We start from the raw sequence: 13,043 nt of genomic DNA on the forward strand, positions 1-13,043 counted from the left end.
ACTCGTAGCACAATGCCCGTAGTCCAGAAAGAAGCCACGTCGCTGCCGGCTGACCCTGTCTCTTCCGCGGATCGGCCTCTGCCAGTGTCAATGCTTATATCTCCTTCCCAATATGACACGGAAATTGACGGCCGGTTGCATGAGGACGGGAACGGCAACCTGATTGTGGATGTCGGTTTTCGGGATCTCTTTGATTATTTTTTTTCAGCACTGGGTGAAAAAACAGCTGAACAGATTGCCGCCGACATGGAGCAATATATTGACGGCGCGCTTTCCCCCAGGGCTGCCGAACAGGCCCGGGCGCTGCTGAAGATGTTTATTGCCTACAACCGGGATCTGGCAGAATACACGACCGCAAACAACACGGATGTATATAATCTTCACGGCCGGGCCCTGGTTGATTACCTGAAAGCGTATCAGGCCTACCTGGCGGACACCCGTATGCGTCACTTCGGCCGGGAATACAGTGATCTGTTTTTTGGCAGTGAGGAAAAATACCAGGCGTACACTATTGCCCGCATGGAGCTGGGCCTGACGGATTTGCCGGATGAAGAAAGAAAACGGCAAATAGAGGAATTGAGGAGCCAGTTGCCGGAAAAACAGCAGGAGATCATTCGCAATCACGAACGGATGAATGAATTCATGAGCAGAGAACAGGCCTGGCAGGACGAGGGGGTGTCCGGGGAAGAGCTATATGACAGGCGGTTGGCCAATTACGGGTATGACGCGGCCCAACGGATGGCAGCGCTGGATGAAAGCAATCGCCGCTGGCAGTCCCGATTGAACGATTTTTTTCAAGAGGTTGACCAGATTAGTGCCACCGACTGGCCCGAAGCAGACAAAAAAGATTTGATAGAAGGCATAAAAGTCAGCTCGTTTTCCGAAACGGAGCGATTGCGTGTGAATGTAATAGAACGGTATCGACAGAAAAACAATAACAGCCAAAATTAAAAAAGGGACGCCCCATGAGAATCGGAAACCTGATCAAAACAACACTGATTGTCCTGTTGTTTGCCTTGACCACCGTGCTTTTTTCAAATGCGGCGTTTGCCAGGGGATCAGCCCCGCCGCCGCCCGATGAATACACCAAAACAGCCTATCCGATGGTCCTGGTTCACGGCAGTATGGGGTTTGATAACACCGATATTCTCGGCTTTATTGACACCGATTACTGGCCCACCATTCCTTATGAAGTCATGCGCAGCGGCGGCACCGTATACGTGGCGCAGGTGTCGGCCCTCAACTCCCCGGAAGTCCGGGGTGAACAGCTTATTCACGAGCTTGAATTCATCAAGGCCTTGAAGGGGCATAAAAAGTTCAACCTCATCGGCCACAGCTTCGGCGCCCCGACTTCACGCTATGTCGCCGCTGTGCGGCCGGACCTGGTGGCGTCTGTCAGTTCAGTGGGCGGGTCAAACGATACCGATGACCGGGACAATCCGAACCCGCCGAATCCACCTGATGCTCCGTGCGGCATCGATTGCCAGTTAACGGAGCTCATTTTTATGGATGCCGGCGGCATTCGCTGGACCGTACCGCAGGCAACGAGTGATGTCGATTCTGAACTGGCTTCCCTGAGGGAGGCAGCAAGGGTCTCCCGGCAGGCCGTAAACAGTGCCTATGCGCTTTACGGTTTTCCCATCGATGTTTCTGCTGACAATAGTTTTGATGAGCGCAAGGAATACTTCAATCGCGTTTACTCCATCGGCCGACCGGATTGCTGGGGCGGCCAGGGGGCTGAAGTGGGCGAAAACGGAGTCGGATATTACTCCTGGTCGGGGACTCAGGTGCTGACCAACCCGCTTGATCCTTCTGACGCGGCACTGTTTGTCGCTGCCATTGCAGGCACGCTCTCCGGTGAGCCCCCCGAGACCGATGGCCTGGTTAACGCCTGTGAATCCCACTGGGGGAAAGTGATTCGCGATAACTACCCCATGAACCATCTGGATGAAACCAACCTTCTCTGGGGGCTTACCAATCCTTTTTTTAATGAAGTGGAACTGTACCGTCAGCACGCGAATCGTCTGAAAAAAGCCGGTTACTAACCCGGCCAAACAAACCAATAAAGGCAGGATACAATGCAATTTTTCATGACAATCGTTTCAGTTTTTTTTAGCCTTTCCATGGTTGCGCAGCCACTGTTCGCCATGGCGCCGGCCCCGCCGCCGCCGTCTTTAAGATCGCAGTATGTGGTTTCCGGCAATAACGTGTCTGCTGTAGTAGAAACCCGGCCTTTTCGCCTGCTCATCAAGGATGGCGGCGGGCGAACCGTACTGGCTTCGATCAATAGCAACACCCCGATTTTCAATCCGGATTGTAATTACTGCGAACCCGACCTGATGGGAGAGTTCTGGTCTTTTCCACCGATTATCTGTGACAGCTATCACCCGTTGCACTTTGAAATCGGCGGGCCTGAAACCTTTGACTTTATCGATCTGCTTGTCGTCGAGCCGATGCAGGTCTATCGCGACGCCAAACTCTGTTTTGCCACGGACGTGATCAAGGTGAGTGATTCCGGTAACGGGAAAAAATTCAAATTAAAAACCACAAAAGACAACACAACAGTTGATGTCCTTGTCGAACCGGACCCGTCGGGCGTGAAAGCCATACGGATCTCAGCCACGGTAAATGACCCGCGCGCCCAAAACATCAGTTTCGCTTTTACCAGTCATCACAATGAATCCTTTTATGGATTCGGGGGGCGTCGCGGCACACTTGATCAAAAAGGTCATGCGCTCTATTCATGGACCATGGACGCCATGGCACAGAACGCTATAGTGGGCAAATACTCTCTTTCCCGGGCCTATGGACCGCAGGCGCTGTTCTATTCTTCGGAAGACTACGGTTTTCTGCTTGAAAACAGTGAACTGGCGCGGTTCTATATGGGAAATGATCGCGAAGATGCCTGGAAAGTCAATGTCTCTTCCAACAGCGCCGCCTTTGTTGTGAGTGCCGGGGACCACAAACAGAACATCGAAAGTATAACGGCCATTAACGGCCGTCACCGCCCGATTCCCGATTGGGCCAAAGGATTGATATTTGCCCAGCGATCGCCCATAACCTTAATTGGTGACGCCGAACCCGGGGCCTATTTCAGAGACGCCATGGCGTATTTACAGAAATTAACGGAACTGAATATTGAGACAAGCGGATACCTTATCGAGGCATGGGCATCTTCCGCCAATCTTACCAAAGCAGAGCTGGACCTGTTGCTGGCAGAGCTTAATCGTCTGGATATCAAGCCATTAACCTATATGCGGATGATGCTGACCGATGATTCTCTGAACACGGAAGATCCGGAAATCTATTACCAGGCCTACGACAATGGTTATATGCCCACCCGGGCAGACGGTTCACCCTATGCCTACCCGGTACTTATGGCACCCACCAGTGTGACGGATTATACCAACCCGTTTGCGCTCGACTGGTGGGAACAGCGGGTTACCGGTATGCTGGATCTGGGCAGTGGCGGCTTTATGTTTGACTTTGGCGAACAGGTCCGGCCTGACATGCAGTTCTATAATGGTGAAACCGGACGCAGCATGCATAACAGGCTGCCGGTCCTGGGCAATAAAGAAACGGCCCGGATTGTCGATGACTACGAACAGGCCCATCCGGGGCGGGACATTTTCTTTTTTACCCGCGCCAATTACTCCGGGCGACCCGGTTCAGCGGCCTACGAAAACGCCCAGTTTCTCGGGGACAATACCCAGTCCTGGGATGCCGGCACCGGCCTTAAGTCGGTCTTACCGGATATTCTCAACCGGAGCCTGGGCGGTGCCTATAATACGACAACAGATATCGGGGGGTATTGGGATCTCTACGGCGTTGCCGGTAAAGAACTCTTTATCCGCTGGACCCAGCTCGCAACCTTTGGGTCCGTATTCAGGCTTCATAATTCACCTTTCACGCCGCTGAAAACACCCTGGTCCTATGATGATGAAACGGTACGGATTTTCAAGTCCGTTCTTGCGCAGAGAAAAAAAGCCATGCCGTATATGAACACGCTCTGGGAAACCGCGGCTGCCACCGGACTGCCGCTGTGGCGGCCCATGTGGCTGGAGTTCCCTGACGACGATCGATTTCGAAACGAAATGGGGCAATTCATGTTAGGCGACAAGGTTTTGGTTGCCCCGGTATTGGACCGGGGGAAACGCACCAAATCGGTAAAGTTGCCAGAAGGGTGCTGGCAGTATATAAATACAGGCAAGGTTTATCAGGGCGGGCAGACGGTTATCGTGGGTGCCCCCCTGGATGTTTTGCCCTGTTTCTTCAGGTGCGGAGAGTCTCCTTTTTAAAGAGGCTGGTTCATCTGGTTCTACTCGGTTTTGCTGAAGACCTGCAAATAGAGGCACCGCAAAACCAAATCCGCTGTGTTCGGGGCAGGCGCTGTGTGTTCGCTCTTTGATGAGCAGACACGCAGTCCTGCACCTGCATATTGATGCCCCACACTCTGCACCTACGGCCCAATCAACGCGTAAACTATCCGGGAGAACCTGTGAAAACAGATCAATACAACGCCCTGCTGCTTGTGGGTCCCACCGGTTCCGGCAAAACACCTCTGGGCCGCTATCTTGAGGAGCACGGCTTAAACAACCGGGCCTGTGTCCATTTTGATTTCGGTGAAAATCTTCGAAACGTTGCCCGAAACGGACACCCGAGCGTTTCCGAAGATGACCGGTTGTTTTTGGAGGACGTGCTGCATCGCGGCGCGCTTTTGGAAAACGAGACCTTTTACCTGGCGGAAGCCGTTTTTGGCGCTTTTGTCGAGGACCGGCAGGTCGGAAAAGACGACCTTGTGGTGTTAAACGGCCTGCCCCGGCACCTGGACCAGGCCAAAGACACGGACCGGCTGGTAACCATTCAGACGCTTGTTCACCTGGTGTGCACGCCGGAGGGGGTGTGCCGCCGCATTTCCCAAAACACGGGCAGAGACCGGACCGGCCGTGTCGATGACACGCCGGAACAGATCGCGCGAAAGATCGCTATTTTTAACAGCCGCACCCTGCCGTTGATTGATTATTATCATGGCAAGGGGGCAACGGTCTGCAGGGTGGAAGCATCTGTTGATGTGACGCCGTCGGATATGGCCAGTCGGTTGGTTGCAGGCATCCGATAAAGCGTGTTTGCGGATGTTGGTTTACAAGGGAGCGTCTTCCTGCGCGACGGGGCCGTTTTCCTGTAAAAACATTTTGACGCGCTCCGGGGTGGGGGGGTGCGTGGACAGATAACCGGTCCAGGAGGTTTTTCCGTTTTCAGCTTCGTGCCGGCTGGTTTTATCGATACGGGTAAGGATGTCTGCAAACCGGGCAGGGGGGATGCCGGCCGATTTCAGGTAGTCCAGGGCGTACTGGTCGGCCGTGTTTTCAAATTCCCGGGAATAGGCCAGTTCGGTCAGCACCACCGGCAGTCCCAGAAAAATTTCGGAGACACCGCTTGCATCCCCGGTCAGGACCATGGCGGCAAAAGAGAGCAGTGAACTCTGCACCATTCGCCGCATACCGTGCCGGTGGACCACATGCCCGACCTCATGGGCCAGAATGGCTGTCAGCTCTTCATCATGTTCGGCGACTTCAACCAGTTCATCGGTAAAAATAATGGTGCCCCCGGGCAGGGCCAGAGCGTTGGGGCCAAGGGGGCCGCCTTTTTTGAACACAAGGGTGATATCATAAGCGCCGTGTGCGTCCACGCAATCTTGCATGCTGCCGCGCACCCGGGCTTCTGTATCGGGCGGCAGCTCCGACGGTTTGAAGGCGATTCTGTCCAGGGCTTTCAATGCCTGCCGGTCGGCCAGGCTGTAGGCCGAGGCCGGCAGATGAGAGGCGATCAGGTCGGCTGCCGCAGGAACGCCGTATCTGATGGTCGCGGCCATCACCAGGATTACAAGAATAACGGCGGGCAGTACATACCGCAGTCTGGATTCCAACAGATGGACCCACAGGCTCCAGTGCGGTTTCAGATAGGTTTTAACGACGGTGTCAACGGCAACGTTATCCTGCGTTTCAAAAGACGCGCCGCCGGGAAAGGTGAGCACGCGTGGGGTATGGGCCAGGCGGTCCGAGACCCTGGCGGTCAGCCGGTGCTGTTCAAGCAGGGGGCTGTCACTGTCGGCGGTTCCCACCCGGGCGGCGCCGGTGGGCAAAACCGTTAAAACCGCCGGTCTTTGAAGGGAAGTGCTCCCGTCATACCATGTGCCGTGGATGGTAATCATTCTTCTTTCCGAATCGGTCATGCCTCATCAACTATAATCCGAAATCAAAATCCATAAAATCGGACATCTCTTCTCCCAGCGCACTGGTCTCTTTGATCTCCGCGGCCACAAAACGGTCAAGATCGCTGCCCGGCAGAAGGGACAGGTGGTCGATTTTGTATTGCAGCGCCCGCACCACGGCAAAAGGGTAAAAAAGCCCCAGGGTGGCAACCGTGGCCAGGGAATTGGTGAGGATGATCAGGGCGTAGTCTTTTATTCCCAGGTTCGCTGAAAACCGGTGGTCTGCCAGTGTGCCGGAGCTGTAAAGCAGGTTGGTGGTCTTGACGCTGAAATAGGCCATGGCGTAAAGGTAGAGCACCATGATGATCAGTGCTGAAAGGGGGGCAAACAGCAGGCTGACGACCACCGCCGCCACGATGAAAATCAGCGCGTGGAGAATAAACAATCCCACGATGCGGTAGTAATCTTTTGCCGTGGCATGAAAACGAAACGGGGTTGTGCCGTATGAAGAGTTTTCAACCACAAACTGTTTCTGCCGGAAAAAGGCATATGGCAACAGGATTCCCAGAGTCAGGACGCTCAGGATCGGAAAAAGCAGATACGCCTTGGCGGCCTGGCCATAAGTGCCGGTGAAATTGAAACGGATGTTTCGCAGTGAACTGTTGCGGGCGTTAAATGCCAGGGACCGCACCACCAGCCAGGGAAGAAAAATGAGAAATGCCAGCATCATGATGCCCCCCAGGACAGGGATAAATTCGCCGGCGGTGGAGTAGAGAATAAAGAAGACAAAAACGATCAGGCGGCCTTTGAGAATTTTAACCGGGTCGGCAAGGTAGCGGAACCCCGCGCCCGCCACCTGAGTGTTCCCGTAAAAATACTGTTTCCGGCGAACCTTGGCCCAGGCCGAATAGATACCCAGGGTGAGAATGGACAAAAGCACGTTGACAATCCAGATTTTAAAATACTCTCCGCCTGTTCCTTTGAATTGAAACGGGATGTTGTCGGGCACGGCGCGTTGGGGGGTGGTGCTCACAGCGGCGGGGGCAGGAGAGGGTGGTTCACTGACAGGTGGCGCCGGCGGTGGCGCTTCGTTTGCTGAAGGCGGATTATCGGCCGGCGGCGGTGCCTGACTGTCCGGCTTCTTGGCTTTGGTCAACTCCGCCAGGGGGTGCCACCGGTCCATGTCCTGTTTCCTGGCCAGGGTTTTGCCGGTAATCTGTTTTGTGTTGATCAGCTGCTGCATGTCGGCCGTGCTTATCGGGCCGACCTCCCGGTCTCCGTCCATGTAAAACCACATCATCGGCAAGGTTCTCCTTTTCTCTGGATTGTGAGCAATTCAGACATTTTAAAATACTCGGAACAGGCCTGATTATTCCACCAGCCGGCGCAGGCGGATCAGCAGGTCTTCGATGGAGGACGGCTTGGGCAGATAGTCGTCGGCCATCGTGGTGATACCATGGTGGTGGGAATATCGGGTGGAAGATACATGGTCGGCCACCGCGGTCAGAAGAATCACGGGAATGGCCTCCAGCGCTTTGTTTTTCTTGAGTTCGGCGCACACCTCGTAGCCGGTCTTTTCCGGCATCATCACGTCAAGAATCACTGCGTCCGGCGGGTCGTTTCGAATTTTTTCAAGGGCCTCGGCGCCGTCATAGGCGACCTCGACAACAAAACCCTGCTGTTTCAGATTTTTCTGAACAATGAAGGCAAAATCGGCCTCGTCATCCACCACCAGCACGACCTTTTTGCTTTCAAGGGCCATGGCCGGGTCACAACTCTTTGCGCCGGGCCTGGGCGTGCTCCGTCTTGCGACGGGAGGCCTGCCGCACCACATTCAGGGTGTCGGCCGCCGACCGGTCCAGTGCCTTGCCGTCGGAAGCGGTTTCAAGGGTCTTGCCCCTGGCGTCGGCCATCACGGCCCGGCCCAGGGGGGTCCGGGTGATAACCGTGGTCCAGCCGTCCTTTGCGCCGATGCCACCAAAGGAGATGTCGGCGTATTCCGCGGCATAATCCATGCAGAAGTGGCAGGCAAATCGCTTCATGAAGTCCACCTTGTCTAGGGGAATGGAGAGCACCTTGCCGTTGCTCAGGTAGACCATGAAATTGTCCTTGATGTTGATGCGGGTTACCGCATCCCACTGGAACCCGCCCACCGCCTCCATCTGGTCCTTTTCCTTGTCCGTGAAGGAAAAATTGCCTGAGCAGAACAGCCCCAGACAGAACTTGATGGAATCGGAGGGCACGATGCCCAGCACTTCGATCTTGCGCACCGCCTCGATCTGGCAGGGGGTGCCCACCAGGGCAATGCGGCTCAGGCCCTTTTCCAGAACAGGCCGAAACTCCTGCACCGACGGCGAATAGGTGGAGTAGTCGTGACCGAAATGTTTCATGCCGTGGGATGTGTCCATGAAAAACCCGGCCGATGCGATAATCTCGTCCCGGGTGGTGGCCAGGTGAGGCTCACGGCTGAAGGGATCGGTGCGCCGGGTGACAATGGCGCCGTCGATACGGCCGGTGTCAAACAGGTGGAGCAGCACGGCGGTGACAGCCCCGCCGTCGGTGGCTTTTTTGCGCACCACCGGGTCCAGCGCCCGGGCCGCGGTCAGTTCGATCACTTTTCCCATGGGCGGCTCCCAGGCCACCATCTTCTTGGTCTCCTGGTCCAGCTCGTTGATCTCCGGGCAGATGGAGTAGCAGAGACCGCACTCGATGCACTTGTCCCGGTTACCAAAGCGGGGCATGCCCTCCGGGCCAAGCTCCAGGGCGCCGTAGTTGATGGAGGTGCAGAAGGTCACGCAGCCGCCGCAGTGGTGGCAGAGGCCCGGTTCCTGGACTTCCTTGATCAGATCTTCAAAAGTCTTCATGTGCGCTCCTTGATGCTAAACGGAAGGACGAGGATAAAGGCCGGCCTGCTGAACGATTTCCGGAACCTTCTCCTCCCACTCGATGGCCATGATATGAAAGCCCCGCACCCCCTCGACCTCTTTGAGCCGCTGAATCGATTCGATACACATCTTGATCCCTTCTTCGGCCTGCTTGTCCTTGGGCGTGTCGGACAGCCGCTTGACCACTTCGTCGGGCACATCCATGCCCGGTACCCGGTTTTTCATGTACTTGGCCATGCCCGCCGACTTCATGGGGGTGAGGCCGGCCAGGATAAAAACCTTTTCATGAAGCCCCCGGTCCCGAATCCGTTTCATCCACTCCTCGAACTTTTCCAGGTTGTAGATGCACTGGGTCTGGATAAACTCGGCGCCGGCCGCTATCTTTTTGGCCAGCCGCGGTACCCTGATTTCAAAGGGGTCGGCAAAGGGGTTGGCTGCCGCGCCCACGAACATGCGGGGCGGCCGGGCGATGTCGTCTCCGCCTAAAAATTTGCCTTCGTCCCGCATGCGGCGGACCAGCTGCAGCAGCTGCATGGAGTCGATGTCGTGAACGTTCTGGCCGGTGGCGCAGTCGCCGAAGCTCTGGTGGTCACCGGAAAGGCAGAGCATGTTGAAAATGTCAAAGGAGGCGGCGCCGAGAATGTCGCTCTGCAGGGCGATACGGTTTCTGTCCCGGGTCACCATCTGGAGCACCGGTTCCAGGCCCATGAGCTTTAAGTGAATGCATGAGGCCAGGCTGGACATTCGGGTCATGGAGGTCTGGTTATCGGTGATGTTGATGGCATCCACGTAGTCCTTGATCATTTCGGCCTTTTTGGTGATGGCCGCCGGGTCGCTGCCACGGGGCGGGCCGCACTCGGAGGTGACCGCAAGGTGCCCCTGGCGAAGGATCTTTTCCAGTCTGCTGGGTGTTTTTTCGCTCATCGTTGTAAATCCTCCCTGACCAGTTTTCTGGGTCCGCCGGAACGTTCGTTGGACCAGTCCTTGATGGGCGCAAGCGTTTCATAGTCGTCCAGCCGGTTCAATGCCGTCAGCCGGTCGACAATCAACTGCCAGGCGCAGTCCAGGTCCTTGTTGATCTCGCACTTGCCCCTGGTGGAGCCGCCGCAGGGGCCGTTGAACAGGCGCTTGGCGCACCGGGATACCGGGCAGATGCCGCCGGTGACCGCCAGAATGCACTGGCCGCACCCCTGGCACCGTTCGGTAAAGATGCCGGGCGCGTCCACGGCCCCCATGAAGGTGGTGTTAAGGCCCGGAAAAACCGGCGTCGTCGCCATTTTCTCGGCGGTAAACTGGACCCCCACACCGCAGGCCGTGGAGAGCACAAGGTCGGCCCAGGCCAGGTCCTCTTTGGCCGATTCGTAAAATTCGTGTTCGCACTGCCGCTCGATGCCGCCGTTTTTGATCTCCATGGCGACATTTTCCTGGGTGGCTTTCATGCGCAGCAGGGAGGCCAGAATCTCGGCCTCCTTGTTGCCGCCGGTATGGCACACGGCAACACAGGTGTTGCAGCCGAAGACCAGCACCTTCTTGTAGGGCTTGATCATCTCCCATATCTCTTCCAAAGGTTTCTGTTCACCCATGATCATGGTGCGACTCCTTGTTCTGATGGTTTACCCTGAAAACTGCATCACCCTTTCGACGGGCGTGACGTCTGTCCCATATTTCATTGATTCAAATCATCCCCGAACACGTCATCCAACTGCATGGACCGGCGATTTTACCTATTTTAATACCTTACAGGTTCCATAATATTGAGATGGCAGGGCCTTGTTCGTCAAATTCATGTGCCGGGACATGACGGCGCAAAACTCATCTGTTCCGGGTTTGTAAAAGGGGAACACGGTCGTAAAAATCATATTGCCGGCGCATGTGCTTTCCAAGAAAGTAAGACCGGAAGGGGACCCGAGCAGCATGACATCTGATGTCCCTTGATTCCCGATAACACGTGCCCTGGCCTGTCTGATATTCATTGCGTCAAAGACCGTTTCACTTTTCCATTGACAGGATTCAACATTTATCTCTTTGCCGGGCCAACTTGTCGAGACGCCTTCCTGAAAATTGCACTTGAGACATTTTGCAGCCAGAAGGCGGTGAAAAACCTCATCTTCAGCGCCAACCGGGCCGGCAAAAAAAAGTGAAAGAAAAATCAGACCGATAAATAAACATCTCATTTTGGCCTTTCTTCCTTTTTGAAAAATCTCATGCCCGCACCTCGGCAACGGTTTGCCGGGGCCGCTCTGCGGTCAGAAACCACCAGCAGTTGACTGAAAAGGTTCCCATGTCGTACCATCTCCTTATTCTCCCTGTGAGGTGGTCTTTATTTTATTCTGGTCAATAAAATCTTATCATGACCCACAAGGAGAATACTTTCAATACCCAAAACCCAATTTAAATCCGGTTTTGGACAAGAGTGTCACCTATCACCAAAAAAACAAACGCGGTTAAGAATAGAGCCTCATCCAAAATTATGCTGACTTATTCCACATTCATAAGTTGGATCTCACTTATAGCCGTATCTTTGTATTTAGTCCCTTTATAAACTTCTAAGATTTCAAATCTTACAATATTTATTTTCTTAGCTTCAAATTTAATGCTCGGCATACTGACGGTTTGCGTGTCATTTGTGTCTTTTAGGATTATTACAGTGTGTGGAACAGTATTGACATAGATCTTTAACTGTTTAACTCTAGAATTTGATTCCCATGTAGTACAATTTTTAGAATACCCATTATTAATTATAACTGTATTGACCGAATAATCCGATTCAGCCACCTTACTAAAATCATATCTGAACTCGATATATTCGCCGATTCCATAGCCCTTTGCTCCTTCAACCCAAGCTGTGCTCGCATTAAAGTCAGAAATTTGTTCGGCATTATATTCTATTCCCTTGTAAGTAGGTAGGCATGATGAAGCAGTTATTTTAAGTTCTGCTCCACCATACCGGTTAAGTCTCTCGATTTTATCCTGAGCGGTTTCTTTTTTCGCGCCTGCTGTTTCAAAAAAACTTATAATTTCTTTGTCTTTATTCCTGATAGCATAATTTAACGCGGTATCGTCATTTTTATCCTTTTTGTTAATCTTTGCTCCATTACTAAGCAAAAGAGTAGCTATATCTCTATATCCATAAGAAGCAGCATACATGAGCGGCGTTTGCCCCAAATACCCTTCTCTTAAATCACCTGCATCAACGTCAGCGCCACTTTTCAATAATAGCTGTACCATCCGTCTATCATTATTTGTTACAGCCGCTATTAAAGGCGATATTCCATGATCACTAAACCAGTTTAAATCTGAACCAGCATTAATCAGCATTTCTGCTATGTTATATTGCCTGTTTCGGCAAGCATGGTGTAAAGCTATTTCATATTGATTACCAGTATCATTTACATCTACCTCCAAGCCATACTTCAGTATTGTTGCCGCAGCATCTGCGTTACCTTGATCAGCCGCAATCATCAACGGAGTATAGTCCCCTGTATTTACAAATGCGCCTTTTAATAGCAATAACTTCATGACATCAATGTGGCCTTCTCGTGTGGCTATTTTTATTGGGGATTCTATTTTTTCATTCTCATGGTTAACGTCAAAACCCGCTTCCAAAAACAGACTAACTGTTTTTAAATTACCTTTACCAATTTGAAGAAAAAAATTCTCATATGTTAAATCAACACCAATTCTCTTTAGCTCTTCTTTTGCAGGATTAGTTTCAGCAAAGGCTTCTATTAGATGAGCAGGTATATAAAAAACAGTAAAAATAATCAAAAACAACAAAAATATTATTATATTGAATTTCATTTTAATATTTCCAATGGTTATTCACACGGATTAGATGGATTGTCTACAATAAGCATTGTGGTTTTGTCGTAAATCATAGACGCCCCGGTTCTCCACTCATATGCTTTGCACACCCGTCAGGCAAGCTGCCAGTGCCATCCGCCGCT

12 protein-coding genes are annotated in these 13,043 nt (G+C 53.0%); 4 read left to right on the forward strand and 8 right to left on the reverse strand.

What is annotated here, in order from left to right; genetic code table 11:
* Window positions 1-90: 90 nt before the first annotated feature.
* From DOLE_RS05860 to DOLE_RS05875, 4 genes are all read left to right on the forward strand, one after another.
* Window positions 91-951: a lipase secretion chaperone gene (locus tag DOLE_RS05860; RefSeq protein ID WP_041280386.1), complete on the forward strand. Its 861-nt coding sequence runs from the start codon at window positions 91-93 to the stop codon at window positions 949-951.
* A 14-nt stretch (window positions 952-965) separates the two neighbouring features.
* Window positions 966-2,045 carry an esterase/lipase family protein gene (locus DOLE_RS05865; protein ID WP_012174568.1) on the forward strand — a complete coding sequence of 360 codons (1,080 nt, stop codon included), beginning with the start codon at window positions 966-968 and terminating at the stop codon, window positions 2,043-2,045.
* Between the two features lie 45 nt (window positions 2,046-2,090).
* A complete protein-coding gene (locus DOLE_RS05870; protein ID WP_167320849.1) occupies window positions 2,091-4,298 on the forward strand; it encodes a glycoside hydrolase family 31 protein in 2,208 nt (735 codons plus the stop codon).
* A gap of 200 nt (window positions 4,299-4,498) precedes the next feature.
* Window positions 4,499-5,119 (forward strand): nucleoside monophosphate kinase, encoded by a 621-nt coding sequence (locus DOLE_RS05875; RefSeq protein ID WP_012174570.1) that lies wholly within the window; start codon window positions 4,499-4,501, stop codon window positions 5,117-5,119.
* Between the two features lie 21 nt (window positions 5,120-5,140).
* Here DOLE_RS05875 and DOLE_RS05880 read toward each other — a convergent pair whose 3' ends face one another.
* The 8 genes from DOLE_RS05880 to DOLE_RS05915 form a co-directional block, all read right to left on the reverse strand.
* Window positions 5,141-6,211: a M48 family metallopeptidase gene (locus tag DOLE_RS05880; protein ID WP_167320850.1), complete on the reverse strand. Its 1,071-nt coding sequence runs from the start codon at window positions 6,209-6,211 to the stop codon at window positions 5,141-5,143.
* A 31-nt stretch (window positions 6,212-6,242) separates the two neighbouring features.
* The gene (locus DOLE_RS05885) at window positions 6,243-7,511 is read right to left on the reverse strand and encodes a DUF898 family protein (RefSeq protein ID WP_012174572.1); all 1,269 of its coding nucleotides are present in this window, start codon (window positions 7,509-7,511) and stop codon (window positions 6,243-6,245) included.
* A 69-nt stretch (window positions 7,512-7,580) separates the two neighbouring features.
* Entirely contained in the window at window positions 7,581-7,973 is a 393-nt protein-coding gene (locus DOLE_RS05890; protein ID WP_012174573.1) for a response regulator transcription factor, read from the reverse strand.
* 7 nt (window positions 7,974-7,980) lie between these two features.
* On the reverse strand, window positions 7,981-9,075 hold the full coding sequence (locus DOLE_RS05895) for a Coenzyme F420 hydrogenase/dehydrogenase, beta subunit C-terminal domain (RefSeq protein WP_012174574.1): 1,095 nt from the start codon (window positions 9,073-9,075) through the stop codon (window positions 7,981-7,983).
* A gap of 15 nt (window positions 9,076-9,090) precedes the next feature.
* Complete coding sequence (locus DOLE_RS05900; RefSeq protein ID WP_012174575.1) at window positions 9,091-10,020, reverse strand: methylenetetrahydrofolate reductase; 930 nt, start codon at window positions 10,018-10,020, stop codon at window positions 9,091-9,093.
* Complete coding sequence (locus tag DOLE_RS05905) at window positions 10,017-10,685, reverse strand: methylenetetrahydrofolate reductase C-terminal domain-containing protein (protein WP_012174576.1); 669 nt, start codon at window positions 10,683-10,685, stop codon at window positions 10,017-10,019. The genes DOLE_RS05900 and DOLE_RS05905 overlap by 4 nt, the downstream gene beginning before the upstream one ends.
* A 135-nt stretch (window positions 10,686-10,820) precedes the next feature.
* The gene (locus DOLE_RS05910; protein ID WP_041280387.1) at window positions 10,821-11,270 is read right to left on the reverse strand and encodes a hypothetical protein; all 450 of its coding nucleotides are present in this window, start codon (window positions 11,268-11,270) and stop codon (window positions 10,821-10,823) included.
* Window positions 11,271-11,574: 304 nt separating this feature from the next.
* Window positions 11,575-12,897, reverse strand: a complete 1,323-nt coding sequence (locus DOLE_RS05915; protein WP_012174578.1) for an ankyrin repeat domain-containing protein — start codon at window positions 12,895-12,897, stop codon at window positions 11,575-11,577.
* Window positions 12,898-13,043: the final 146 nt, after the last annotated feature.

The sequence above is a fragment of the Desulfosudis oleivorans Hxd3 genome (assembly GCF_000018405.1).
Classification (GTDB): domain Bacteria; phylum Desulfobacterota; class Desulfobacteria; order Desulfobacterales; family Desulfosudaceae; genus Desulfosudis; species Desulfosudis oleivorans.